Origin of the sequence: uncultured Microbulbifer sp., assembly GCF_913055755.1 — a bacterium.
Lineage (GTDB): Bacteria > Pseudomonadota > Gammaproteobacteria > Pseudomonadales > Cellvibrionaceae > Microbulbifer.
Genome location: NZ_CAJXKH010000016.1, coordinates 23,732 through 48,455 on the forward strand (window position 1 = coordinate 23,732; position 24,724 = coordinate 48,455).

20 protein-coding genes, 1 tRNA gene and 1 rRNA gene are annotated in these 24,724 nt (G+C 58.8%); 18 read left to right on the forward strand and 4 right to left on the reverse strand.

The window, feature by feature from the left end; genetic code table 11:
* The first annotated feature begins 26 nt into the window (after positions 1-26).
* Positions 27-812, forward strand: a complete 786-nt coding sequence (locus QZ511_RS04885; protein ID WP_295799808.1) for a MurR/RpiR family transcriptional regulator — start codon at positions 27-29, stop codon at positions 810-812.
* Between the two features lies 1 nt (position 813).
* On the opposite strand, the gene QZ511_RS04890 is transcribed toward QZ511_RS04885, so the two are convergent.
* Complete coding sequence (locus tag QZ511_RS04890) at positions 814-2,304, reverse strand: transglutaminase-like domain-containing protein (protein ID WP_295799812.1); 1,491 nt, start codon at positions 2,302-2,304, stop codon at positions 814-816.
* A 162-nt stretch (positions 2,305-2,466) separates the two neighbouring features.
* On the opposite strand from QZ511_RS04890, the gene QZ511_RS04895 reads away from it, so the two are divergent.
* The 5 genes from QZ511_RS04895 (at position 2,467) to QZ511_RS04915 (ending at position 9,193) form a co-directional block, all read left to right on the forward strand.
* Positions 2,467-4,086, forward strand: coding sequence for a serine hydrolase (locus tag QZ511_RS04895; RefSeq protein WP_295799814.1), 1,620 nt, complete (start codon positions 2,467-2,469; stop codon positions 4,084-4,086).
* Between the two features lie 17 nt (positions 4,087-4,103).
* The gene (locus tag QZ511_RS04900; protein ID WP_295799816.1) at positions 4,104-5,183 is read left to right on the forward strand and encodes an LD-carboxypeptidase; all 1,080 of its coding nucleotides are present in this window, start codon (positions 4,104-4,106) and stop codon (positions 5,181-5,183) included.
* Between the two features lie 165 nt (positions 5,184-5,348).
* The gene (locus QZ511_RS04905) at positions 5,349-6,743 is read left to right on the forward strand and encodes a Na+/H+ antiporter NhaC family protein (RefSeq protein ID WP_295799818.1); all 1,395 of its coding nucleotides are present in this window, start codon (positions 5,349-5,351) and stop codon (positions 6,741-6,743) included.
* Between the two features lie 14 nt (positions 6,744-6,757).
* Positions 6,758-7,999: a DUF1343 domain-containing protein gene (locus tag QZ511_RS04910; protein WP_295799821.1), complete on the forward strand. Its 1,242-nt coding sequence runs from the start codon at positions 6,758-6,760 to the stop codon at positions 7,997-7,999.
* A 3-nt stretch (positions 8,000-8,002) separates the two neighbouring features.
* A complete protein-coding gene (locus QZ511_RS04915; RefSeq protein WP_295799825.1) occupies positions 8,003-9,193 on the forward strand; it encodes a heparan-alpha-glucosaminide N-acetyltransferase domain-containing protein in 1,191 nt (396 codons plus the stop codon).
* Positions 9,194-9,271: 78 nt separating this feature from the next.
* Here QZ511_RS04915 and murQ read toward each other — a convergent pair whose 3' ends face one another.
* The 3 genes from murQ to QZ511_RS04930 are packed head-to-tail and all read right to left on the reverse strand — an operon-like array spanning position 9,272 to position 12,750.
* Positions 9,272-10,255 carry an N-acetylmuramic acid 6-phosphate etherase gene (gene murQ, locus QZ511_RS04920; protein WP_295799829.1) on the reverse strand — a complete coding sequence of 328 codons (984 nt, stop codon included), beginning with the start codon at positions 10,253-10,255 and terminating at the stop codon, positions 9,272-9,274.
* A 33-nt stretch (positions 10,256-10,288) separates the two neighbouring features.
* Positions 10,289-11,179, reverse strand: coding sequence for a BadF/BadG/BcrA/BcrD ATPase family protein (locus QZ511_RS04925; protein WP_295799832.1), 891 nt, complete (start codon positions 11,177-11,179; stop codon positions 10,289-10,291).
* A complete protein-coding gene (locus QZ511_RS04930; protein ID WP_295799835.1) occupies positions 11,176-12,750 on the reverse strand; it encodes a sodium:solute symporter in 1,575 nt (524 codons plus the stop codon). Before QZ511_RS04930 ends, QZ511_RS04925 begins: the two co-directional genes overlap by 4 nt.
* Before the next feature lie 181 nt (positions 12,751-12,931).
* On the opposite strand from QZ511_RS04930, the gene QZ511_RS04935 reads away from it, so the two are divergent.
* The 12 genes from QZ511_RS04935 to QZ511_RS04990 form a co-directional block, all read left to right on the forward strand.
* Entirely contained in the window at positions 12,932-13,783 is an 852-nt protein-coding gene (locus tag QZ511_RS04935; protein WP_295799838.1) for an SIS domain-containing protein, read from the forward strand.
* Positions 13,784-14,187: 404 nt separating this feature from the next.
* Positions 14,188-14,700 carry a CinA family protein gene (locus QZ511_RS04940; protein ID WP_295799840.1) on the forward strand — a complete coding sequence of 171 codons (513 nt, stop codon included), beginning with the start codon at positions 14,188-14,190 and terminating at the stop codon, positions 14,698-14,700.
* A gap of 138 nt (positions 14,701-14,838) precedes the next feature.
* Complete coding sequence (recA, locus tag QZ511_RS04945) at positions 14,839-15,870, forward strand: recombinase RecA (RefSeq protein ID WP_295799842.1); 1,032 nt, start codon at positions 14,839-14,841, stop codon at positions 15,868-15,870.
* A gap of 2 nt (positions 15,871-15,872) precedes the next feature.
* Positions 15,873-16,430 (forward strand): regulatory protein RecX, encoded by a 558-nt coding sequence (locus tag QZ511_RS04950; RefSeq protein WP_295799844.1) that lies wholly within the window; start codon positions 15,873-15,875, stop codon positions 16,428-16,430.
* A 243-nt stretch (positions 16,431-16,673) separates the two neighbouring features.
* On the forward strand, positions 16,674-18,152 hold the full coding sequence (gene glpK, locus QZ511_RS04955; protein ID WP_295799848.1) for a glycerol kinase GlpK: 1,479 nt from the start codon (positions 16,674-16,676) through the stop codon (positions 18,150-18,152).
* Positions 18,153-18,307: 155 nt separating this feature from the next.
* Positions 18,308-18,493 carry a Trm112 family protein gene (locus QZ511_RS04960; protein WP_295799851.1) on the forward strand — a complete coding sequence of 62 codons (186 nt, stop codon included), beginning with the start codon at positions 18,308-18,310 and terminating at the stop codon, positions 18,491-18,493.
* Between the two features lie 53 nt (positions 18,494-18,546).
* Positions 18,547-18,909: a histidine triad nucleotide-binding protein gene (locus QZ511_RS04965; protein ID WP_295799854.1), complete on the forward strand. Its 363-nt coding sequence runs from the start codon at positions 18,547-18,549 to the stop codon at positions 18,907-18,909.
* A 64-nt stretch (positions 18,910-18,973) separates the two neighbouring features.
* Positions 18,974-21,586 (forward strand): alanine--tRNA ligase, encoded by a 2,613-nt coding sequence (gene alaS, locus QZ511_RS04970; RefSeq protein WP_295799856.1) that lies wholly within the window; start codon positions 18,974-18,976, stop codon positions 21,584-21,586.
* 149 nt (positions 21,587-21,735) lie between these two features.
* Complete coding sequence (locus tag QZ511_RS04975; protein WP_295799859.1) at positions 21,736-22,974, forward strand: aspartate kinase; 1,239 nt, start codon at positions 21,736-21,738, stop codon at positions 22,972-22,974.
* A gap of 215 nt (positions 22,975-23,189) precedes the next feature.
* Positions 23,190-23,384, forward strand: coding sequence for a carbon storage regulator CsrA (gene csrA / locus QZ511_RS04980; RefSeq protein ID WP_295799861.1), 195 nt, complete (start codon positions 23,190-23,192; stop codon positions 23,382-23,384).
* 236 nt (positions 23,385-23,620) lie between these two features.
* Positions 23,621-23,710: transfer RNA gene (locus tag QZ511_RS04985), tRNA-Ser, on the forward strand.
* Positions 23,711-24,369: 659 nt separating this feature from the next.
* Positions 24,370-24,724, forward strand: a 16S ribosomal RNA gene (locus tag QZ511_RS04990); the annotation flags it as partial.

Sequence of the window (24,724 nt, forward strand, 5' to 3'; positions counted from 1 at the left end):
GTAACTGCAGTGCGAAACGGCACCCCATGACCTGTCTTTTAAAAATGCGCGCGATGCGCGACCAGATGTCGGTGAACGAACGCAAGCTTGCGGACTTCATTCTCGACAATACCCAGCTGCTGCGGGACTACTCATCTTCGCAGCTGGCGGATGCGGTGGGCGTGAGTCAATCCAGTGTGGTGAAGTTCTCCCAGAAACTTGGATACCGGGGCTACCCCAGTCTCAAGCTGGCCGTATATGAATCCTATGCCGGTGCTGGCCTGTCCAAAGATGAGGAGCAGGCCAGGCATTTCGCCCAGTCCGACAGTCCGCTCAGTGCCCTGGGCCAGAAAAAACTGGAGGTGTTGGAAAACACCGTCAATATCAATGAGTCTGAGCAGTTCAGTGCCGCGGTTGAAGCGATTCGCTCCGCGCGCTGTATCCAGATTTCCGCCTGCCCGGGTTCCGTATCCGTAGCGCGCTACCTGACCCATCAGCTGCTGGAGCTGGGCTGTTGGGCGGTATTCGATGAAGGTGGGCAGTTACAGCGCCGCATCTCCGAGTCCCTGCGGGATGAGGACCTGCTGTGCATCCTGTGTGATTTCGGTGGTGAAGAGGCGCTAGTGGATGTCGCCAACCGCGCCCGTGAGCACGGGGTCAGGGTGCTGAGTCTTACCCGCTACAACTACAACGCAGCCAGTATCCACTCTGATATCCGGCTTTACGTGGTGCCCTCGGAGGACGACGAGGCCCTGCAGCGCCTGCTGTTCCGCTCTGCCCAGTTGCACGTGATCGAGGGCCTGATCAGCGGCTTGCTGGAGAGCAACGGCTGATTCACTGTTTGGCCGGCGCGGGGTCCAGCAGCTGCCAGTTCATGCTGTAGTCCCACTGATCGAAGTACAGGTTGCCGCCGCGCCATTCCACTTCCCCCCGCTGAGAGTCTACGGTTTCCGAGCGGAAATGGTGCTTGGCGGGGCTGAACTCCCTGCTGTAGTCGCTGTTGAAAATCAGCCGGTAACTGTCGATGCCGCCGAGGTAGAACCAGCGCTCCTGCGCGTTTTCGCTATTTAACAGACCGTGGGTCACATCCATCGGCATCCAGCCGTAGGGTGCCAGATAAAACTCTCCCCAGTCGTGCATGGTGTCGAAGCCCTCGGGCGAGAACTCCCAGCCCGATTGCCAGCGGGCAGGGATGCCATTCATCCGCATCAGGGTAATCAATAGCAGTGTCTGCTGGCCACAATCCGCGTGTCCGGCTTCGGCGGCATAGCGGCTGATATTGCGGATGGTGGAGTATTCCCGCGCGCCGGCCCAGGGGATTTCATCCACATGGGCAAACAGCTTTTGCGCGATACGGTAAGGATTTTTTTCGTCGCCCACTATGCGCGCGGACAGTGAGCGCATTTGCGGGGAAAACTCGATGTGCGGCAGGCGCTCTGCCAGATAGGGTTCCAGTGCGCGGGAGTCCAGCGGTTCAATGGCCTCGGCGTCAATGCGGGTATAGCTGCTGAGGCTGTCGAAGCGGTAGCTGACCCTGAATTCCGTGGGCACCCCTTTTTTTGCGGTTTTTTCAAGGTAGATGGTGCGCTGCGGGTGCTCTGCCGCGGCCAGTTGGTGGGACTGGGGCTCGCTGCTGATCAGCTGGATGTTCTCCTGGCGTGCGGGCACCTCCTTTGGGAAGGGCAGCCAGGCGCGCACCGTTTCCCCCTCGGGTACCGCGTCGGCATCCACCGTGAGTGCGTATTCAATCTGGATACCCTGTTTCACCGGGGTGTCCCCGTTGATCACGGCACTGTGGTGCGGATGGCGCTGGTACAGCGGCGCCTTGTCGGTAAACCGGCGGTAGTCTGCGGTACGGGCCGCGGCTTCTTCGGAAATATGCACCAGGTTGTAGGCGGTCTTGCGAAAGTAACGGCGCTCGCCATTGATAGTTTTATATTCCAGCAGGCCTTCCCTGTCCCAGCGCGCGATATCTGTATCGGTGGCGTCCGGGATGTAGCGCTGGATGGATGGCAGCAGCTCTTCCGGTTTCAGGTTGAATTCCATTTCGATCCGACGCATGCGCTCGGCTTCAAATGCGAGCGCATCCCGGTGGCTGGTGACTGCGGCGTTATCTTGCATGTTTGCGTGCTCTGAGCCCGATGTTGGCTTGTGTGTACCGCTTTCTCTCACCGGTTGTCCTATCTGGGCTTTGGCGACCTGGTACTGCCCCTTGTCTATCAGTGTGCGAATTTCATCCAGCTCCGCGGCGAATGCGGGGGAGGCCAGTACGGTGGCCATGGCGAGTGCGTTAAACAGGGGGTGGCGAAGTGCTGCGCAGCGCATGGGAGACTCCATTCTGAATCGAATTCGCAGAGAATCGATGGGAATATTTTATTATTTACTTAAAAATCCATGCTTGATAAATTATTCTGATGCGCACATCGCGTCAACCCCGCAATTGTCCGGGGAAACTCCTTTAACCAATAAAAAAGCGGGATTGCCAATATGCGTCAGTTAGTCACCGCTCTGTGTTCAGCCGCCGCGCTGTGTCTGGTGGGTTGCCAACAGCCGCCTCTGGATACAGATAGTGCGGAGTCCTATGTAGAGCGGGTGTTGCTCGAGGAACAGGTACCCGGCGCTGCGGTAGGTATCTGGTATCGTGGGGAGCCGCTGCTGGTGCGGGGCTTCGGGGTAACGAATGTAGAGCGCCCCCAGCCGGTGAACGAAGAGACGCTGTTCAAGTTGGCGTCTACCACCAAAGCATTTACCACCGCTGCGCTCGGCCTGCTGGTGGAAGAGGGCAAGCTCGAGTGGGACGGCCGGGTGGTGGACTATCTGCCGCAATTCCGCCTCGGGGATCAGTGGATCACCCGGGAATTTCGCGTGGTGGATCTGTTGACCCACCGCTCCGGTCTCGGCCCCGGTGCCGGTGACCTGATGCTCTGGCCGCAGCCCAACCAGTACAACCGCGACGATGTACTGGCGGGGCTGGCCTACCTTCCCGTTACCGGTAGCTTTCGTGCGGATTACGCCTACGACAACCTTCTTTATATTGTCGCCGGTGAGCTGATCGCCGCGGTTTCCGGCCAAAGCTACGAAGAATTTGTACAGCAGCGGCTACTGGCGAAGGCGGGGCTGGAAAACTGCTATGCAGGGCCGGTGCCGGAAACCGCACGGAATAACCTTGCCGACCCGCACCGCCTCGAGAGCGAAGGGCTGGTAGTGGATACCCCCAACTTGGCGGGGCACGAGCCCATTGTACTGGCGGCTGCGGGCGGTATGCACTGCAGCGCCGGAGATATGCTGACTTGGTTGCGCACACTGATGGCGGGAGGGGAAACACCGAACGGTGTACAGCTGTTGAGCGAAACCACCCGCGACCGCCTGTGGACGCCGGAAACGCTGATGCCGTTTTCAGCCCAGCGCGCAGAGCGGGATGGCGGCCACTTTTACGCCTATGCCCTTGGCTGGCGGGTACAGGATATGCATGGCAAGCGGGTAATACACCACACCGGCTCGCTTTCGGGAATGTATGCCTGGGCCGCAGTGGTTCCGGAAGAGGAGCTGGCGCTGGTGGTACTGATGAATCGCAGTGCCGGTGCCGCACGGCAGGCACTGATTTACGGCCTGCTCAAACCCTTCCTGGGGGCACCGGAGCGCGACTGGCTGGCGTATTTCCAGGACCTTTACGGAGCGCCCGCAGAAGCTGTAGAGCCGGAACAGCTGGAGCCGCCGGTGGGGCTTGCAGCCGTTGGCGACTCGGAGCTGGAGGGGGGCTATCGCGACCCCTGGTTTGGGGATATCCGCATTCAACGCACTGAACAGGGCCTGCGCTGGCGCGCGCTTAAATCGCCGCGATTGCGCGGCGAACTGATCAAGGCGAGCGAGGGTGTGTGGGCGCTGCACTGGGATGATCGCAGCCTGAATGCGGATGCCTGGATGGTGGCCGATCGCGGCGAGGCGGGAGAAATTCTGCTGACCCTGCAACCCAAATCCCGCGGTACCGATTTCAGTTACGATTTTCAGGACCTGCGCTTTATCAAGCTCGCGGAACACACTGAAACGGCGGGTGGTGACGGTGCCACTAGCCCTCAGGAAAAAATGCCTGCGATCGCCATCCAATAGAATTCAAGGAGTCATCCATGCACCGGCGCAATCTGATCAAGTCCATGCTTGCGGCCCCGCTTCTGGGGGCGTTGGGCGCCTCTGCCAAGGCTGCTACCGCATCCGATTCACGCAAATATGCGGATTTCAGCACCGCCGGTAGCGGTGAGCTGTTGCGGCCCAAGCGCCTCGAAAAAGGCATGACCGTGGGACTGGTGACCCCTGCGAGCAATGTCTGGGAAGACGAAGACATTCACTTCGCCAAAGATGTAGTGAAATCCCTCGGGTTCCGGGTGAAGGAAGGGCAGAACCTGTATCAGCGCACCCAGTACCTGGCGGGACCGGATGCTGCGCGGGCGCAGGATTTCAATGCCATGTTTGCGGATCCCGAAGTAGATGCGGTGTTCTGTCTGCGCGGTGGTTACGGCACTCCGCGTATCCTGCCGCTGCTGGATTACGACAATATCCGCCGCAACCCGAAGGTACTTCTGGGCTACAGCGATATCACCGCACTGCTCAACGCCATTTACTGCCGCAGCGGGGTGATGACCTTCCACGGACCCATAGCAGCGCAGAACTTTACCGACTACACCTACGCGGAATACTCCAAGGTGCTGGTGCACGGAGAACGCCCGGTGCCACTGGGCACGCCGCCGCCCTTTGAAGGCGCGCCCGGGCGGGTTGAGAGGGAAAACCGGATCACCCGCTTTACCGGCGGCCGCGCGCGCGGGCGCCTGATCGGCGGTAACCTCACCCTGATGGCCAACCTGATCGGTACCCCTTATGAGCCGGATTATCGGGACAAGATCCTGTTTCTGGAGGACGTGGGGGAGGCGCCCTACCGGGTGGACCGGATGCTGACGCAGATGTGGCTTGCCGGCCACCTGCAGAAGGTGGCCGGCATCGCATTCGGGAAATTTACCGAGGCGAGCGTTGACGGGAATACCTTCAGTATTGAGCATGTATTGCGCGAGCGCTGTGCCGGGCTGGGTGTGCCGGTAGTGCGGGGGCTGATGTTCGGTCATATCGAAGATCAGACTGTGGTGCCGGTAGGGGCCATGGCGGAACTGGACGGTGATGCCGGCACACTGGTATTGCGGGACCGGGTTGTAGCCTGACGGCGGACGCATGTATTGCCACAAGCGGCGGCGGTTGCCGAGAGCATTAACCGCTGCCGTTTTTTATGTCGTCAATCCTGTTAGCATCTGTCGCAGACATCGCGTCGGCCAAGGCACAGGCTGGTCGACAATCCAACAAGAATAAATTCGAAGAAGTATCGTCGTATGACTGAACTTTCCTGGCTTACCCTTTTGCCCCCATTCCTGGCCATCGGGCTCGCATTGCTTACGCGTCAGGTGTACCTGGCCCTGTTCGCCGGTATCTGGCTGGGGTTTTACCTGCTGAACCAGAGCGGTGTGGTCGCTTCGCTGGCTGAAGCCCTGGACGGGGTGCTGGCGGTGCTTGCCAGTCCCGGTGATGCCCGGGTAGTGATGTTTACGCTGGTGATCGGCGCTTTCATCGTGACCCTAGAGCGCTCCGGGGCAGTCAGCGGTTTTGTACGCTTTCTCGAGCGCAGCCGCTGGGTCACCAACGGCAAGCGCGCGCAGTGGATGGCGTGGCTCATCGGTATCGTGATCTTTATCGAATCCAATATCACCGTGCTGGTGGCTGGCACCGTCTCCCGCCCGCTGTTTGACCGTTTTCGTATCGCCCGCGAAAAGCTCGCCTACATCATCGACTCGACGTCGGCGCCGATATGTATGCTGATTCCGCTGAACGCCTGGGGCGCCTTCAATCTCGGGCTGCTCGACGGCCTGGGGGTGGAAGAGCCGCTGACCGTTTTGCTGGCCACTATTCCGCTCAACCTCTATGCCATCAGTGCGGTGGCGCTCACCGCCTACACCATTGCGCGGAATTACAACCCGGGCCCCATGGCGCGCGTGCAGGCGCGCGCCGCTGGCGACAGTGTGCACGACATTGAACTTGCCGCCAGCATGGGCGAGAAGAGTCATATCAAGCCCCGCGCACTGAATATGTTTTTGCCGGTGGCGGTGTTGATCCTGGCGATGCCTGCCGGTCTCTGGATTACCGGCAATGGCGAGATCTTCCAGGGCTCCGGCTCCACGTCTGTCCTGTGGGCCTCGCTGGCTGCCCTGACTGTGATCTCCGTGCTGGTGTTGCTGCAACGCAGTATGACCCTGGACGAACTCAGCCACACCTGGATGGAAGGCGCGGGGCGCATGCTGCCACTGGCGATTATCCTGGTGCTGGCCCTGGCATTGGGTACCGTGTCCAAGACACTGGGTACCGGACAATATGTCGCCAGCCTGGTGGGGGACTCCATTCCGCTGGCGCTGTTGCCGGCAGTGATCTTCCTGGTGTCTGGGGTGATTGCATTTTCCGTGGGGTCCAGCTGGGGGACCTTTTCGATCATGCTGCCCATTGCCATCCCGGTGGCAACAGCGATGGGCGCCGAGCCCACCCTGCTTGTCGCGGCGGTACTGTCCGGCGGCATATTTGGTGATCATGCGTCGCCGATTTCCGACACCACCATCGTCTCTTCGCTGGCATCGGGAACCGAGCATATCGAGCATGTGCGCACCCAGTTACCCTACGCGTTGCGCGCGGGTGCCGTGAGCATTATCGGCTTTGTGGTGCTCGGATACGTCATGTTGTGAAAGGGGGCTGCGCCATGAGTTATACAAAATTTTGTGCCGGGCTATCTGTGCTGGCGACGAGTTTTACCGCCCGCATATTGCTGGTGATTTCTCTGGCTTCTGCCGCCTCGGCAGGGGAGGCCGGCAGCTTGCGCACTGGCGCTGAGCAGCCGGAGGTATATCTACCATTGCTGGAAGGGCAGCAGATTGGCCTGGTGGTCAACCAGACTTCCCGCGCAGGGGATCAGCACCTGATCGATTTCCTGCGCACTCGCGACGTTGCGGTGGCAAAAATTTTCGCACTGGAACACGGCGTGCGCGGTAATGTGGAGAACGGCGGCAAGGTCGACGATGGTATTGATGGCCCCTCCGGGCTGCCGATCGTTTCCCTGTACGGCGGCCAGTATGCCCCCCGCGAAGAGAGTCTGCAGGACATCGACTGGCTGGTGTTTGATATCCAGGATGTGGGAGTGCGTTTTTATACCTACATCAGTTCTCTGCATTATCTGATGCAGGCCTGTGCCGATTTCGATGTCCCCCTGCTGGTGCTGGACCGACCCAACCCGAATGGTGACTACGTGGATGGTCCGGTGCTCGAGCCGGCTTTCCGGAGTTTTGTTGGCATGCACCCGATTCCCCTGGTGCACGGGATGACCGTTGGTGAGCTGGCGCAGATGATCAACGGCGAGGGCTGGCTGAAAAGCGGCGCGCGCTGTGATCTCACGGTGATCCCGGTTTCCGGCTACCACCATCAACAGATGTATTCGCTGCCGGTGCGCCCATCCCCCAACCTGCCCAATGATATTTCGATTCGCCGGTATCCGACGCTCGGGCTGTTCGAGGGGACCACGGTCAGTATCGGCCGCGGTACGGATTTTCCATTTCAGGCCGTGGGACACCCGGCAGATTCCCGGGGCAAGTTCACCTTCACCCCACACCCGGTGCCGGGAGCCAGCGAGAACCCGAAGCACAACGGCACCCGCTTAACGGGAGACGACCTGCGCAGTGCCGGGAAAGGCGGAATGGCCGGCATTCGCTTCAGCCTTGCGCCACTGCTTGATTGGTATGGACGCAGTGGAGAAAGCGGTGAGGACTTCTTCGTGCGCGCCGGCTTTTTCGACAAGCTGGCCGGCACTGACCGGCTGCGTCGCGCGATACTGGCGGGAGAAAGTGCCGAACAGATCCGTGCCAGCTGGCAGCCGGATCTGGAGGCCTTCCGCGAACGGCGTAAACCCTACCTGTTGTACCCGGACATTCCTGTTCGCCCCGGGGAGTAATGCATGGGCCCATCGCACGTGCAGCGTATTCTCGCCCAGCTGCCACCGGGCCGTTTGATGTCTGTCGACCTGTTGCGGGGGCTGGCCATTGCCGCGATGGTGCTGGTGAACAACCCCGGCAGCTGGTCCTATGTGTATGCGCCACTGGCGCACGCGCAATGGCACGGGTGGACGCCCACCGATGTAATTTTCCCTCTGTTTCTGTTTGTGGTCGGGCTGTCGATTGTTCTTGCGAGAGGCAAGAATGGAGCCTTCCCCTCCGTAGGCTGGGTGCAGTGGTCGCGCGCGCTAAAGCTGTATGGCCTGGGTCTGTTTCTGGCGGTATTTTTCTACAATTTTCGCGACACCTCTTACAGCTGGTTTAGTGACCGCATAGAGGGGGTTCGCTGGATGGGCGTGTTGCAGCGGATCGCACTGGTTTATATCGCGGTGTGCTATCTGGTGCGATGGTTGCCCTTGCGGGGACTTGTAGTAACCTCGTTGTTCTGCAGCCTGGTGCCCTGGCTACTGATGCTGTGGGTGCCGTATCAGGCAGAGAGCGGGGAGGTATTTTTGGGGCAGCTCGAGTTCGGCAATCATTTCTCGGCCTGGCTGGATCAGACCCTGCTTGGCAGTGCACACCTTTATTATGGCGACGCACGCCCATTCGCCTTTGATCCCGAGGGAATTCTGACCACTTTTCCCGCAATATCTACCTGTCTACTCGGGGTGCTGGCGGGGGCGATGTGGCAAAACAGCGCCAGCGATTTGCCGGCTCGGGAAAAGCTCGCACTGCGCTGGCTGCGGGCTGGCGGTAGCATGTTGCTGATAGGGCAATTGATGCACCCTCTGGTTCCGATCAATAAGGCATTGTGGTCACCGAGTTTTGTACTGGTGACTGCCGGTGTGTCATTGATGTTGCTGGCAGGTCTCTATTACCTGGTCGATATACGCGAGCGCCGCCGGGCAGTTGCGCCGCTGTTGGTGTTTGGGGTAAATGCCATCGCGCTGTTTATGCTGGCCGGTGTGGTCGGGCGGTTATTGATAATGGTGCCGGTCGCAGACACTACCTTGAAAGGCTGGCTCTTCGGCAGGATTTTCCAGCCTTTGTTTGGCGATTACGCAGGTTCTCTCGCCTTTGCGATTTGTTGTCTGGGGCTGTTCTATTGGGTCATGTGGCAGCTGTACCGCCGCAGGATTTTCTGGAAAGTTTGAAAATCGGACAATCATAGTGACTGTCGGGCACAGCTGCCGGGCGTACTCCTCAATCGTCGCACTCCGCTGTTTCCCTTTTTACGCCGGCTCTTCGCAGCCCTCTATTTGAGCCTTGCGGGCGGGCTGGCTTTTGTGGCGTGCCTGATCATTGAGCTCCTGTAGTGCACGCCGCAGGAAGCCATTGGCCTTTTGCAGCGCAGTCTCGGCGTTTTCCCGCTCCAGTCCACTCAATATCATCATGATCGCCAGCTTTGCATTGTGTTCGCACTGGCTGAGTACGCGGTCGGCCTCTGTCAGGTCTACACCGGTCGCTTCCATAACGATACGGCGGGTCCGGCTGACCAGTTTCTCATTGGTGGCTTTGACGTCTACCATGAGATTGTAAAAGCTCTTGCCGAGGCGGATCATGCTGGCGGTCGTCAGCATATTGAGAACCAGTTTCTGCGCGGTGCCGGCTTTCATGCGGGTGGAACCGGTGAGGATCTCGGGCCCAGCCTCCGGGAGAATGGCGATATCGGCTTCGCTGGCGATCGCGGCGGCGCGATTGCACGACAGGGCCACGGTGGTGCAACCGAGGGCCCGCGCGTAGCGCAGACCGCCGATAACGTAGGGCGTGCGTCCGCTGGCTGCGATCCCCACCACGACGTCTTTGTGCGTCAGGTGGATTTTTTTCAGGTCCTCGCCACCCAACTCGAAGCTGTCCTCTGCGCCTTCCTGCGCCCGATAGACTGCGTCCGGGCCACCGGCAATCAGGGCAACCACCATATCCTCACTCACACCGTAAGTGGGCGGGCATTCCACGGCATCGAGAATACCCAGGCGGCCACTGGTACCAGCGCCCATATATATCAGCCGCGCACCGGACTTGAAGGCTTCGACAATGGCATCGACCGCAAGGGTGATTTGCGGTATCTCTTTATATATTGCAGGGGGGACCTCGCGGTCCGCACTGTTGATCTTTTTCAGGATCTCCGCGGTTGGCAGCAGGTCAATATTCTGGGTGTCGGGGTTGCGGGCCTCGCTGGTAAGCTGCGCCAGCTGCTGAATCAATTCCTGGTTCATAAGGGGCTGAACTCTCTGAATAGGATGGATGTATTACGCCGGTTGCGCCGGTGCTTTTTCCAGTCTTGCGTCCTTGCGCGCTAGCATGCAGGCCCCATCGAGGGCGGTGCCAAACGGCGCGATCAGCTTTTGCTGGTGTGCTTCGGAAAGAAAGGGACTCAATTTATCGGCAAGACCGCCGAGCAGGGCAAGGGGAAGATCTTCTTCTTCATTGGCCGCAGCAATCAGGCGGTCGATCTCGCCGGCAGTCTTGGTGATGATATCTTTTGCTTGCTGGCAATTCGGCAGGTGCTCGAAAACCGTCGGGGCCAGCGCAGCGTACTCCCTGGGACCGGCTTCACGTAGCCAACCCAGGATGGTGGGGCGCTGCATGCCCACCTCTGCCATAACATGCTGGCACAATTCACTGACCGCACGGCCGTGGATATCAAGCTCCCACAGCAGGGTGCGCACGGCACTCTTTCCAATTGCAGCGCCGCTGCCTTCGTCACCGATAGCCAGGCCCCAACCGCCAAATTGGCGAACATTGCCGCTTCTCGACAGGCGCATGGCCACCGAACCGGTGCCAACTGCAACGACCACGATCGGCAGACCTGCACCGGCACCAAGCAGCGATGTTTGTGCATCTGACGTTACCACAACATCCGAGAAACCGACTTCCTTCAAGCGCGTTGTCAGCTGGTTTGCAGCGACAGTATTGCCCGCGCCGGCAAGCCCACAGGCGACAGAGACCTGTTGTGGTTTTATCCGTTGCCTGGCCAGCAGTTGGCGACAGAGCCCTATCACTGTACTGCCTGCTTCATCAGGATTTTGTGTGAGTGAACTGCCCTCTGCGCGCAACTCCAGCAGCGTCTCTCGGCCGCGCCCGATTCTCGCCAGGGTTTTGGTTCCGCCCCCGTCAATACCGACAAAGTATTCGCTCATGTATTCAGCCCTTTGAGCTCCGTCTCAAGGTGGGACTGGGCAGGTTTGCCCAGATTACACACTGCAAAAGAGATCAGCGTGCCGGTACATAGCTGCCAGGGAAAGGCAATGGCGATCGGGTTTTCGTTGCCGGTGATCATGCTGATCATCCACGGCTGCTGCAGGAGGGTGACAAGAAAACCGGTGAACAGTGCCAGCAGTACCGTGGTGCCGTTACCGCGATTGGTGAACAACACGGTAAAGAAGACACCCAGCAAGCCGGAATAGGCGAATACCATGACGGACAGTGCGAAAGTAATCAGTGGCAAGTCACTGATCTGCTGCCAGTAGAAACACAGGATCGCCATTGCACTCAGGCACAGGGCTATCACCACCATTCCCCAGCGACCGGCGCGCACAAAGTGTGCGGACGGCTTACTAATGCGGCGGCGTTTCAGCCAGTTGCGGTACAGGTCTTCGGTCAGCACGCTGGCCATGGAATTGAGACTGGAGTTCAAGGTGGAAAGTGCGGCCGCAATGACACCGATGGTGACCAGTCCGCGTAATCCCGCGGGCATTTCGTGCAGTACGTAATGCATAAACACGGTAACGTCGCCGCCGCTGGGTTCTGAAACGGCCAGTCCGCCCATCAGTCCGGGAGTCTGGTAAAAAATGTACAGCAACAGGCCTATACCCATGAATACGGCCATTACCGGGATCACCAGTACCACGGAAAACAGTACCGCTCGCGCACCGTCCCTTGGCGTTTTACAGGTGAGCAATCGCTGGGTAACGTCCTGGTCCAGGCCAAACGCGGCAATATTCAGCAGTACGAAGCCGGTCAAAGTTGCCCAGATATTGAAAGGGTCGGAGATATCCCAGCCGGCATCGACAAGGGTCAGCTTTGAATCCTGTCCGTTGCCCGGGCTGGAGAGCGCGGCAAGTATTTCACCCATGTCAGCGGGAATTTGCCACAACAATACAGACAGTACCGCGATGGCGGCAGTAACATAGATCCCGCACTGGAGGACATCGCTCTGGATCACCGAGCGCACGCCGCCGACCAGGGTCTGCATCAGCCCTACGGTGGTGAGTAACAGTGTGGCTGCAATCACGTGATCTGCCGCTATGTCATTGAACAGGATCATGGAAACGGCGATTGCCGCCATATACAGGCGCGCACCACTGGCAAATACTCTACCCAGCAGATAGATAGAACCGGCTGCGTGCTTGGACGAGGCACCAAAGCGGGTTTGCAGCAGTTCGTATACGGTGGTTACACGGCTGGCGTAAAAGCGCGGGATGAGTTCCCGGGCAACGATAATTGCCGCGATGATGGCACCGAGGTTGGTGAACAGGTAGGTGAGGTCTCCGCGATAGCCGAGATCGGGGCCGCCGAGAAAAGTGGCTGCGGACTGGACTGTGGCCAGTGTTGATATAGCCACCATCCACATGGGCATGGAATTTTTTGCCAGAAAGTAATCCCGGCTGTCGTCGGCCCGGGCCCGGCTGAAGTAGTAGCCGGAGCCCGCAAGGATTGCGGCGTAAATTGCAAAAATTACCCAGTCCAGTTCGGTAAACTGCAGTTCCATCTCGGATGCTCTTTTTATTTGTCAGGCGGCGCGGAAAAGACAATAACTAAATTATTCCTGATTTTCGATGTTATTGGTATCATTTATTCTTTGGCTGCGCAAAGTATTTCTAAGGGGAGAGCCATTCGGCATTGATTGATTGTCTTCACGGTGCCAGGCAGGTTCAGCAAGGGAGAGAAAAATGGGTTCTTTGAGCAAAATTCGTGCAATGCGAGCAGGTATGTCAAATCATGAACAGCGGATTGCTGATTATTTGCTCGACAACGTTGATGCAGTCAGGAGCCACTCTTCCAAATGCCTGGCAGATCGAATCGGCGTGTCGCAGTCGAGTGTGGTGAAGTTCAGTCAGAAGCTGGGGTACCGGGGGTATTCCGATTTCAAACTGTCGCTGACAGAGTCAGTGGCGCGCACGGCGATGCTGCCGAAAGCCATTCACGGGGATATCTCCAGTGATGACGATGTCACCACGGTGGCGCAAAAGCTGATCGCGCGAAAGAACCTGACCCTTAACGAGACCCTGCTGATCAACCCGGAAGAGGTATTGCTGGAAGCTGTTGAAAAAATAAGCAGTGCCGGGCGGATTGTACTGGCGGGCGTGGGGGCCTCCTCTCTGGTGGCGAAGGATTTTGCCTTCAAGCTGATGAAGCTGGGGAAATCGGTGATTGCCGAGAGCGATACCCACGTCCAGGTTGCCAACGCCGCGACACTGGGGGAGGGAGACCTGGTGCTGGCCATTTCCGAGTCCGGCTTGACCCAGGACGTCATCCGGGTGGCCGAGGCGGCCTCGGCACAGGGGGCCGAAGTCATTTCCCTTACCCGCTATACCCACAATCCTCTGACGGCCGTGGCCACAGTCAAGCTCTATTGCGTTGCCAATGAGTCGGAAGTTCGCAGTTCATCCATTCTCGCCCGTACCGCGCAATTCATGGTGACCGACCTGCTGTTTATTCTGGTTTCGCAGCGGGACCAGCAGGCAAAAGAGATGTTTGATCGCAGTCGCCGCGCGGTAAACATCTTCCGCCGAAAGGAATAATCGCGCCAAAAGTTCACAGCTTGTGTTATTCCGGTTGATCTGAGCGGCAAGGAATAATATATTCCTTGGGTCTGCATTTTTTGCGATAACTTGTTACTTCGAGAGGGCGAGTTTGATGCAATGTGGAGGCGGACGGTTCGTGAGTACTCGACAACTGTTGCGGGGGCTGGCGTAGCGTCAATTCACCTTGTTATTCCAATTCTGAAGTTCCTATTGTGTGGGATTGGCTTGTGGGGGCCTCATGGCCCCCGTCTTTTCGGGCTGAAGCCGCTGTCTCGCTTTTTTACCTATCTGACTCCTTCCTTTATCGTTTCTATTGTGGCTTCTGTGGCCCCGACCTTTTGCCTGTGGCGTGCGGCGGGCGCTATTCTTGGCGGGTGTCATTGCGAATATAAGGAAGTGATGTGTCGCTGGACGAAGAAATTTTGGAACTCGCCACTCGCCTGGGTGAAAAGCTACAGGCGATTGGCTGGAAAATAACCGCGGCGGAATCCTGTACCGGAGGCGCCATTGCCGCTGCGATCACATCGGTTTCCGGTGCCTCCGGCTGGTTCGAGGGTTCTGTGGTGAGCTACGCGAATCGGGTCAAGCGGGATTTGCTTGGAGTTGATGCGGAAGACCTGGAAAAGTTTGGTGCGGTGAGTGAACCGGTAGCCCGGCAGATGGCGGTGGGGGTCCTGAACCGACTCGATGCGAACCTGGCTGTGGCCGTGACCGGCATCGCCGGCCCCGATGGGGGGAGTGAGGACAAGCCGGTGGGGACTGTGTGGTTGGCCTGGGCACACGGCGAGGGTCAGGAGCCGTTGGACGTGGTGGCCCACTGCAGGCACTTTTCTGGCACCCGGGCAGAGATCCAGGCACAAACGGTACTGGAGGCCCTGCGCGGCTTGCTGCAGATTGTCGAATCCCACGAGTAGTCGCAATCGGCCAGCTTTAAGCTACTTTGCACGGTCGTACCGTGCGTGGCCCTATGTTCAGGATTACTGGTTGCTTATACAGTAATTTTTCTCTAAGCTTCCTTCCCATAACCAATCTTCAAGTACACGGGAAGGGTCATGGATTCCAACAAAGACAAGGCTTTACAGGCGGCGCTGTCTCAGATCGAGCGCCAGTTCGGCAAGGGCACCGTCATGCGCATGGGGGATAAAGAGCGCGAGCGCATCCCCGCCATTTCCACCGGTTCCCTGGGCCTGGACGTTGCCCTGGGTATCGGCGGTCTGCCCCGCGGCCGTATTGTAGAAATCTACGGTCCTGAATCTTCCGGTAAAACTACCCTGACCCTGCAGGTGATCGCCGAAGCCCAGCGCAAGGGCGGCACCTGTGCCTTCGTGGATGCCGAGCACGCCCTCGATCCGATCTACGCCGAGAAGCTCGGTGTCAATGTGGACGAGCTGATCGTTTCCCAGCCGGACACCGGTGAGCAGGCCCTGGAAGTGGCCGACATGCTGGTGCGCTCCGGTGCGGTAGATGTACTGGTTGTGGACTCTGTCGCGGCCCTGACTCCGCGCGCCGAGATTGAAGGCGAGATGGGAGACTCCCACGTGGGCCTGCAGGCACGCCTGATGTCCCAGGCGCTGCGTAAGCTGACCGGTAACATCAAAAACACCAACACCCTGTGTGTGTTCATCAACCAGATCCGCATGAAGATCGGTGTGATGTTCGGCTCCCCGGAAACCACCACCGGTGGTAACGCGCTCAAGTTCTACTCTTCCGTGCGCCTGGATATCCGCCGCATCGGCTCTGTGAAAGAGGGTGACGAAGTGGTGGGCAACGAGACCCGGGTGAAGGTGGTCAAGAACAAGGTGGCGCCGCCGTTCAAGCAGACCGAATTCCAGATCATGTACGGTCAGGGCATCAACCTGCTGGGCGAGATCATCGACTACGGTGTCAAGCTGGGCCTGGTCGACAAGGCCGGTGCCTGGTACAGCTACAAGGGCGACAAGATCGGCCAGGGCAAGGCCAATGCGGTCAAGTTCCTCAAGGAAAATGAGGATATCCGCAACGAGATCGAAGGCCAGCTGCGCGCCCAGTTACTGGGTGACCTGGTGCCGGCTCAGCCGGAAGCGGCGGAAGAACTGGAAGGCTGATTTTGTCTTCGTTTTCCGACTCCCCGGAGGGGCTGCAAGTGGCCTCTCCGGGAGATTCCCTCTCTCACTCCTCCACATCAGATCGGGCGTCCGAACAGTCCAAGACCCTGTTCAGTGTCGCGGTCGACCTCCTTTCCCGGCGGGAACACTCCTGTCACGAGCTGCGACAAAAGCTCGCCGCGAAATTTTCCGAGACAGACGGCGCGGACATCGAGGCAACCCTGTTGTATCTGCAGGAGTTGAATTACCTGTCTGACCGGCGCTTTGCCGAAGTGTTTGCCCGCTCGCGGCTACAGCGCGGGCAGGGGCCCTTGCGTATTCGCCGCGAGTTGCTGCAGCGCGGTGTAGGCAACGACCTGGTTGCCGGCGCACTCGAGCAACTGGATGCCGACTGGTTTGCACTGGCCGCCGAACTTTTGCAGCGCAAATTTCGCGAGCCGATCGCGCCCGCCCTATCACGGGAACAGCAATTCAAGGAGCGCGCCAGGCGTCAGCGCTACCTCGCCTACCGCGGTTTTCCTGCGGATGCCATCAGCTGGGCCCTGGAAACCGATTACTGATTCCCGATCGCGTTTCTTTCCTGATGATTGGTTATAAGTGCATTACTGGCGGGGAGGGGGTCGATACCATCGCGGGAACCGCACATCAGGAGGGCTATACTCAGGGCTCGATTTCAGCCGTGGCCACCACCGACTGTGGCGGGGCGCGACCAATTCGCTATTCAGGGGCAGCCCTCATCAACGGGCTGCTGTCGACAGCCACGCCCTGAAGCGACCAATAAAAATAGACCGCAAGGACTGCCCATGATCCTCTCCATTGACCAGGGCACTACCGGAACCACTGCCTTTGTCTTCGATACCAGCGGCAGGCTGATCGGCCGCAGCTATTCGGAGTTCCCCCAGTATTACCCCCGCCCGGGCTGGGTGGAGCACGACGCCGAAGAGATCTGGCAGGTGACCCTCCGGGTCTGTGCCGCGGCCCTGCAGCGTGCCGCGGTTTCCCCGGCAGATATCAGCGCCATAGGTATTACCAATCAGCGTGAAACCGCGGTCCTGTGGGACCGGGAGACCGGCGAGCCTGTTTATCGCGCGATTGTCTGGCAATGCCGCCGTTCCGCGGCAATCTGCGACCAGTTGCGGGCGGCGGGCAAGGCGGATTGGATTCGGCGGAAAACCGGTCTGGTGCTGGATGCCTACTTTTCCGCCAGTAAACTGCAGTGGCTGTTTCGCGAAGACCCGAACCTGCAGCGGCGCGCGCAAGCGGGTGAACTCTGTTTCGGCACCATCGACAGCTGGTTGATCTGGAAAATGAGTGGCGGGCGCGCGCACCTCACCGACCACTCCAATGCCTGTCGCACCCTGCTGTACGACATTGATAATCACACCTGGGATCCCGAGTTACTGGCTCTGTTTGATTGCCCCGCAGCAATGCTTCCCGAAATCCAGAATTCCGCCGGGCATTTTGCACTGACCGATCCCGCAGTGTTTCTCGGCGCAGCGGTGCCGATTGCGGGGGTTGCCGGCGACCAGCAGGCGGCCCTGTTCGGGCAGGGCTGTGTGCATCCGGGGACGGTCAAAAATACCTACGGAACCGGCTGTTTCATGTTGGCGCTGGCGGGGGCGGCGCGGCCGGATACACCGGAGGGGTTGCTGACCACCGTGGCCTGTGACCATCGAGGCCAGCCGGCTTATGCCATTGAAGGCTCAGTGTTCAATGGTGGCGCGGCGGTGCAGTGGCTGCGGGACGACCTGGGGTTGATACAGCAGGCGGCGGATTCCGAGCAGATTGCCCACAGCGTCCCGGACACCCGTGGCGTATATATGGTCCCTGCCTTTAGCGGTCTGGGCGCGCCGCACTGGGACGCACAGGCGCGGGGGTCCATTTTCGGCCTGACCCGCGGTGCGGGGCGTGCGGAAATCGTGCGTGCCACGCTGGAGTCTATTGCCTACCAGAGCCACGAGCTGGCGGAGCTGATGGGCGATGCGCTGGGGGTGAGGCTGCCGTGTCTGCGTGTGGACGGCGGCGCCAGCGCGAACAACTTCCTGATGCAGTTCCAGGCGGATATCACTTCCCTGCGGGTGGAAAGACCGCGGCAGATCGAGTCCACCGCAGTAGGCGCCGCCCTGTTGGCGGGGCTGGGCTGTGGAATCTGGCAGCCGGATGCGTTGCCAGAGTCGTTGCGAGAGATCGAGCAGGACTTTCTGCCGCAGATGTCGGCGGACAGGAGGGCGACCCTGCTGAGCGGCTGGAGCCGGGCAGTAGCGGCCTGCCGCTCTTTCTAGCGGCTGGTCGCTGCAATCCGGGGCTCTCTCTTCCTATCTATTGCCACAATTGATTCTGTCACCGTGAAAACACCGGGAAAGCGTTGTACCATACGCGGTCATTTTTGACCTGACAGCCCGGATTCCGAGGGCTGTGGGCTGCTAAAGAGTGAAACATGGACAAAAAGTTACTGAGTCTTTTGGTCTGCCCGGTCAGCAAGGCGCCACTGGAGTACGACGAAGAAAAGCAGGAATTGGTGTGCAAGGCCAGTGGCCTCGCTTATCCGGTGCGGGATGGTATTCCGGTCATGCTGGAGTCCGAGGCGCGGCAGCTGACCACCGACGAAAAACTGGACAAGTAGCCCCCGATTTTGCAGGGCGGGGATGGACAGGGACTGGCAAGACGGATTTTTAAATGACCAAGCCTAGCGTGTTTAGTCAGATAATCGCGGGCGAGGTGCCTGCGAAACGGGTCTACCAAGACGATCAGTGCATTGTCATTGAAGATCGCTCGCCGAAGGCGCCGACCCACCTGTTGATCATTCCCCGCAAGCCGCTGGTGAGCGTGGCGGACGCCGGGCCGGAAGATGCACCGCTGCTGGGGCACCTCCTCTGGGTGGCCTCGGAGCTGGGGCGCAAACTCAAGCTGGACGACGGCTTTCGCCTGATCATCAACAATGGTCGCGGCGCGGGGCAGACGGTATTTCACCTGCATATTCACTTGCTGGCACAGCGCGAATTGCGCGAGGCCGATCTGGCACAGGGGCTGCCGGAGTAAATTTTTCTGGCTGCGGTTTCCGCTGCAGCCGCAAGCTTTAACCGACGATGTGGAATTTGGCTGGATGAAGAGCGCACAGATACGCGAAGCATTTCTCAATTATTTTGCCGAGCAGGGCCATACCAAGGTGCCGTCCAGCTCGCTGGTGCCCGGTAACGACCCGACGTTGATGTTTACCAACGCCGGTATGGTGCAGTTCAAGGATACCTTCCTCGGGCAGGAGTCCCGCCCGTATGTGCGTGCCGCCAGTTCCCAGCGCTGCGTGCGTGCCGGCGGCAAGCACAACGACCTTGAGAATGTCGGCTACACCGCCCGTCATCACACGTTTTTCGAAATGCTGGGCAACTTCAGCTTCGGGGATTATTTCAAACGTGAAGCCATCCAGTTCGCCTGGCAGTTCCTGACCAAAGTGCTCGGCCTGCCGGAAGAGCGCCTCTGGGTCACCGTGCACATCAGTGACGATGAAGCGGCGGATATCTGGCTGAAAGAAGTGGGGGTCAGTGCTGACCGCTTCTCCCGCCTGGATGAAGACAACTTCTGGCAGATGGGGGATACCGGCCCCTGCGGTCCCAGCTCGGAAATTTTCTACGACCACGGTGCAGACGTGCCCGGTGGCCCGCCCGGGTCCGACAACGACGATCTGGATCGCTACATCGAGATCTGGAACCTGGTATTCATGCAGTATGAGCGCACCGCCGACGGCGAGCTGCACCCGCTGCCCAAGCCTTCCGTGGATACCGGTATGGGCCTGGAACGTATCGCTGCGGTGATGCAGGGCGTGCACTCCAACTACGAAATTGACCTGTTCCAGGCACTGTTGAAGGCGGCCGGTGAGGTTGTCGGTTGTGACGACCTGGAAGAAAAATCCCTGCGTGTGATCGCAGACCATATCCGCTCCTGTGCCTTCCTGATTGCCGATGGTGTCATGCCGTCCAATGAGGGCCGCGGATACGTGCTGCGCCGCATCATCCGCCGCGCCGTACGCCACGGCCACAAGCTGGGCCACGAGCAGATCTTCTTCTACAAACTGGTGGCGGCACTGGTCGAACAGATGGGCGAGGCCTACCCGGAGCTGGCCGAAAAGCAGGCGCTGATCGAAAACGCCCTGCGCAAAGAAGAGGAGCAATTTGCCAAGACCCTGGACAAGGGGATGGCACTGTTGGAAGAGGGACTGGCGTCCCTCGAGGGTACTGAGATTCCCGGTGAGCTGGTGTTCACCCTGTATGACACCTACGGCTTCCCGGTAGACCTGACCCAGGATATCGCCCGCGAGCGCGAGCTGACCCTGGATATGGCGGGTTACGAGGAAGCCATGGAAGCGCAGCGCGAGCGCGCGCGCGCCGCGGGTAAATTCAAGATGGACTACACCGGCACTCTGGACCTGGAAGGTGCGACTGAATTCCTGGGTTACCAGTCCACTTCCGGTAGCGGTCGTATTGTCGCCATCGTCAAAGACGGCGAACAGGTGGAAAAACTGGCGGAAGGTGACTCCGGTGCCGTGGTTCTGGACCGCACACCGTTTTATGCCGAGTCCGGTGGCCAGGTGGGCGACAGCGGCTACCTGCAGGCTGGCGAAAGCCGTTTTGAAGTGGCTGACTGTACCAAACTGGGCTCCCACCACCTGCACGAAGGTAAGGTACTCAAGGGGTGTTTGTCCGTGGGGGACAGTGTCGAAGCGGAAGTGGCTGATGATGTCCGCCAGTCTACCGCGCTCAATCACTCGGCAACGCACCTGTTGCACGCGGCGCTGCGCAAGGTACTGGGTGATCACGTCAGCCAGAAGGGCTCGCTGGTGGATTCCGAACGCCTGCGTTTCGACTTCTCCCACCCGGAAGCGGTTACCTACAAACAGTTGCGCGCGATTGAATCCCTGGTCAACAGCCAGATCCGCGCCAACACCCCGGTCAAGACCGAAGTAACCGATATCGAGACTGCCAAAAGCAAGGGCGCCATGGCGCTGTTTGGCGAGAAGTACGGCGATACCGTGCGCGTCCTGACCATGGGCGAGCGCAGCGACAAGGGTGCGTTTTCCGTCGAGCTTTGCGGTGGCACCCATGTCGCGCGCACCGGTGATATTGGCTTGCTGCGCATCGTTGCGGAAAGCGGTATTGCTTCCGGGCAGCGCCGTATCGAGGCAGTTACCGGCGCCCATGCGCTGGCCATGTTTGACGAGGCCCAGCAGCGCCTCGACCACGCTGCCACCTTGCTGAAGGCGCGCCCGGACAACCTGGGCGAGAAAGTGGAGCAGTTGCTGGCAAACAACCGCAAGCTGGAAAAGGAGCTGTCGCAGCTGAAGGCCAAACTGGCCAGCGGTGCCGGCGGCGATCTCACCAGCCAGGCGGTCGAGGTGGCTGGGGTCAAATTGTTGGCGGCGTCACTGGATGGCGCTGACCCCAAATCCCTGCGGGATATCGCCGACCAGATGAAGAACAAGCTTGGCAGCGGGGTCATCCTGCTGGCTGCACCCGGTGACGGCAAGGTGGCGCTGGTCGCTGCCGTGACCAAAGACCTTACCGGCCGCCTGTCTGCGGGCGACCTGATGAAGTTTGCCGCCGGTAAACTGGGCGGAAAGGGCGGCGGTCGCCCGGATATGGCCCAGGGTGGTGGTGTGGATGTGGACGCCCTTCCCGCGCTGCTGAACGAGGTCCCGGCCTGGGTGGAAAGCTCTCTCAATTGACCGTGCGGGATTATCGCGCCGCACCTGGTTAATTTCGGCCAATAGTTTGACTTATCAGTTGATTTGGTCGTGGTTTGGTGATTTAGTGCGCGGCACGCGCAAACCTGTTGATACCGCGCGGCAATGAAGTAGTAAGGAACACTAGATCAATGAGTTTGTTCGTGCAGAAATACGGCGGTACCTCGGTGGGATCCATCGAGCGTATTGAGGCCGTTGCCGATAAGGTCGCTGCATTCAAGGCCCAGGGACACGATATGGTGGTGGTACTTTCCGCGATGAGCGGGGAGACCAACCGACTGATCGAACTGGCGCGCCAGGTGCAGGAGCATCCCGACCCCCGGGAGATGGATGTACTCGTGTCGACGGGCGAGCAGGTGACTATTGCCCTGCTCAGTATGGCGCTGAAGAAGCGTGGCTACGACGCCTGCTCCTATACCGGCGGCCAGGTCAAGATCCTCACCGACAACGCACACACCAAGGCGCGGATCCAGCGCATTGACGTGGAGCGTATGCGCACGGATCTCGATGCTGGACGCGTGGTCGTGGTTGCCGGATTCCAGGGTGTTGATGAGGACGGCAACATCACCACTCTGGGGCGGGGCGGTTCCGATACCACCGGTGTTGCCCTGGCGGCGGCGCTGGATGCCACGGAGTGTCAGATCTATACCGACGTGGATGGGGTATACACAACCGATCCGCGGGTAGTTGACAGCGCGCGCCGGCTGGAGCGCATCACCTTTGAGGAAATGCTGGAGATGGCCAGCCTCGGTTCCAAGGTGCTGCAGATCCGCGCCGTGGAATTTGCTGGCAAGTACAAGGTGCCGCTGCGTGTCCTTTCTACCTTCGAAGAGGGCAATGGCACACTGATCAGTCTGGATGAGGAAAGCAACGAGATGGAACAGCCCGTAGTATCCGGCATTGCGTTCAATCGCGACGAAGCAAAACTGACCATTCGCGGTGTGCCCGACACCCCGGGGGTGGCCTGTCGTATTCTTGCTCCGGTCGGGGCGGAAAACATCGAAGTTGATGTCATCGTGCAGAATATCAGTGCGGTTGACGGCACCACCGACTTTACCTTCACGGTACACCGCAATGACCTGAGTAAGGCTCGCGGGGTGCTGGAGCGTGTTGCTGCGGAGCTCGGTGCTCGCGAGGTGGTTTCTGACGACAAGATCGCCAAGGTCTCAATCGTCGGGGTTGGCATGCGTTCCCACGCGAATGTGGCAAGCCGCATGTTCGAGGCCCTTGGGGAAGACAATATCAATATTCAGATGATCACCACTTCAGAGATCAAGATCTCGGTGATCATAGACGAGCGTTACCTTGAACTGGCCGTTCGCGCCCTGCACAGCGCATTTGAACTGTCTGAACACAAGGTCACGGAATAGCTATAACCAGAGTGATGGTCGTCGCCGATATCCATAGCGATTCGGTTACCTGGCGTTCAGTACAACATGTTGAGATTTTCGGCGTCTGGGCGATACTGAATAAAGTGACGGACAAGATTCTCAATTTACGGCGCCGTCGGGTTATGATGATCTAAGGTACGTACGAGGGATAACTGGTCGTACCAAATCACAGGATGATCAAGGAGAAGTAGGTAATGTTAATTTTAACCCGCCGAATCGGTGAAACACTGATGGTTGGTGACAATGTGACGGTTACCGTATTGGGTGTTAAGGGCAACCAGGTGCGTATCGGGGTGAATGCGCCCAAAGAGGTTGCGGTTCACCGGGAAGAGATCTACCAGCGCATCCAGCGCGAGAAGCAATCTTCCGATGAGGGCAGTGGGGAATAAGATCCCTGCTGCCAGCGTGTGAAAAAGGCCGGAAACTCCGGCCTTTTTTGCGTCTGTACGATTTGTGAACGATCTTTAACTAAGCTCAAAAAGTTATTGATTCCCCATTGATTTTTGCCTCGCCGTTGGTATGATGCCCCCCACTTTCAGCAGCCAAGAGCAAACGCTTCTGGTTGCGAAAACTCCCAACGGCAAGGAGTTGCAGATACCGCGTGCGGGTCTGGCAGAAATTGTCCGGTGAGGTGGCCGAGTGGCTGAAGGCGCGCCCCTGCTAAGGGCGTATGGGTTAACACTCATCGAGGGTTCGAATCCCTCCCTCACCGCCATATTTAAAGGGCTCTGCATTGCAGGGCCCTTTAATTTAGAAAGTATGGGGTGAGAGCCCTGGGGTTCGAGTCGGAGGCGCTATGCGCCGGAGACCAGCGAGCAAAGCGAAGCTAATCCCTCCCTCACCGCCATATATAAAACACTCTCAATTGAGGGTGTTTTTTTATGGTTGAAGCCTTGTATTTTTGAGGTTTTAACCATTGCGAACCAGGAGGTTCGGAGTCGCGAAAAAGTTTGAAAAAACTGCTTGCGGACTCAGAGGAGACTCCGTATAGTTCGCGCCCTCACTGCTTGAGCGGCAACGCAAAAGGCGGCGAGGAGGCAGGATAAGCTGTTGATTTTCAAAGGGTTTTCCCTGGAAAAGAAATTCAAATAAGCGCTTGCCAAGGTGGATCGGATGTGTAGAATACGCATCCCACAGTGAGGGCCTGGCGCCACACTGAGTTGTTTAAAAATTCGATCAAGCAATATGTGTGGGTGCTTGCGGAGTGATGGATCGATACATCCGGTCTCGACCGGACAAAGATTTATCGGAAGCAAGTAACTCATGTCAATGAATTACGTTCAGCTATTTATTTAGTTGAGTCAGCATTCCGAGCAAGACTTAAGTCTGTTGGGGAGCCACATTCCGGTTCCCGTGAGCAACAGGCGACTCTTTAAACTGAAGAGTTTGATCATGGCTCAGATTGAACGCTGGCGGCAGGCCTAACACATGCAAGTCGAGCGCGAACGGTCCTTCGGGACTTATTAGAGCGGCGGACGGGTGAGTAATGCATAGGAATCTGCCCAGTAGTGGGGGATAGCCCGGGGAAACCCGGATTAATACCGCATACGTCCTACGGGAGAAAGCAGGGGATCTTCGGACCTTGCGCTATTGGATGAGCCTATGTCGGATTAGCTTGTTGGTAAGGTAACGGCTTACCAAGGCGACGATCCGTAGCTGGTCTGAGAGGATGATCAGCCACACTGGGACTGAGACACGGCCCAGACTCCTACGGGAGGCAGCAGTGGGG

Bases quoted from the DNA above. Each gene is read 5' to 3' on its own strand.
- QZ511_RS04885 (WP_295799808.1), top strand. From the start codon at position 27: ATGACCTGTCTTTTAAAAATGCGCGCGATGCGCGACCAGATGTCGGTG.
- QZ511_RS04890 (WP_295799812.1), bottom strand. From the start codon at position 2,304: ATGCGCTGCGCAGCACTTCGCCACCCCCTGTTTAACGCACTCGCCATG.
- QZ511_RS04895 (WP_295799814.1), top strand. From the start codon at position 2,467: ATGCGTCAGTTAGTCACCGCTCTGTGTTCAGCCGCCGCGCTGTGTCTG.
- QZ511_RS04900 (WP_295799816.1), top strand. From the start codon at position 4,104: ATGCACCGGCGCAATCTGATCAAGTCCATGCTTGCGGCCCCGCTTCTG.
- QZ511_RS04905 (WP_295799818.1), top strand. From the start codon at position 5,349: ATGACTGAACTTTCCTGGCTTACCCTTTTGCCCCCATTCCTGGCCATC.
- QZ511_RS04910 (WP_295799821.1), top strand. From the start codon at position 6,758: ATGAGTTATACAAAATTTTGTGCCGGGCTATCTGTGCTGGCGACGAGT.
- QZ511_RS04915 (WP_295799825.1), top strand. From the start codon at position 8,003: ATGGGCCCATCGCACGTGCAGCGTATTCTCGCCCAGCTGCCACCGGGC.
- murQ (WP_295799829.1), bottom strand. From the start codon at position 10,255: ATGAACCAGGAATTGATTCAGCAGCTGGCGCAGCTTACCAGCGAGGCC.
- QZ511_RS04925 (WP_295799832.1), bottom strand. From the start codon at position 11,179: ATGAGCGAATACTTTGTCGGTATTGACGGGGGCGGAACCAAAACCCTG.
- QZ511_RS04930 (WP_295799835.1), bottom strand. From the start codon at position 12,750: ATGGAACTGCAGTTTACCGAACTGGACTGGGTAATTTTTGCAATTTAC.
- QZ511_RS04935 (WP_295799838.1), top strand. From the start codon at position 12,932: ATGGGTTCTTTGAGCAAAATTCGTGCAATGCGAGCAGGTATGTCAAAT.
- recA (WP_295799842.1), top strand. From the start codon at position 14,839: ATGGATTCCAACAAAGACAAGGCTTTACAGGCGGCGCTGTCTCAGATC.
- glpK (WP_295799848.1), top strand. From the start codon at position 16,674: ATGATCCTCTCCATTGACCAGGGCACTACCGGAACCACTGCCTTTGTC.
- QZ511_RS04960 (WP_295799851.1), top strand. From the start codon at position 18,308: ATGGACAAAAAGTTACTGAGTCTTTTGGTCTGCCCGGTCAGCAAGGCG.
- QZ511_RS04965 (WP_295799854.1), top strand. From the start codon at position 18,547: ATGACCAAGCCTAGCGTGTTTAGTCAGATAATCGCGGGCGAGGTGCCT.
- alaS (WP_295799856.1), top strand. From the start codon at position 18,974: ATGAAGAGCGCACAGATACGCGAAGCATTTCTCAATTATTTTGCCGAG.
- QZ511_RS04975 (WP_295799859.1), top strand. From the start codon at position 21,736: ATGAGTTTGTTCGTGCAGAAATACGGCGGTACCTCGGTGGGATCCATC.
- csrA (WP_295799861.1), top strand. From the start codon at position 23,190: ATGTTAATTTTAACCCGCCGAATCGGTGAAACACTGATGGTTGGTGAC.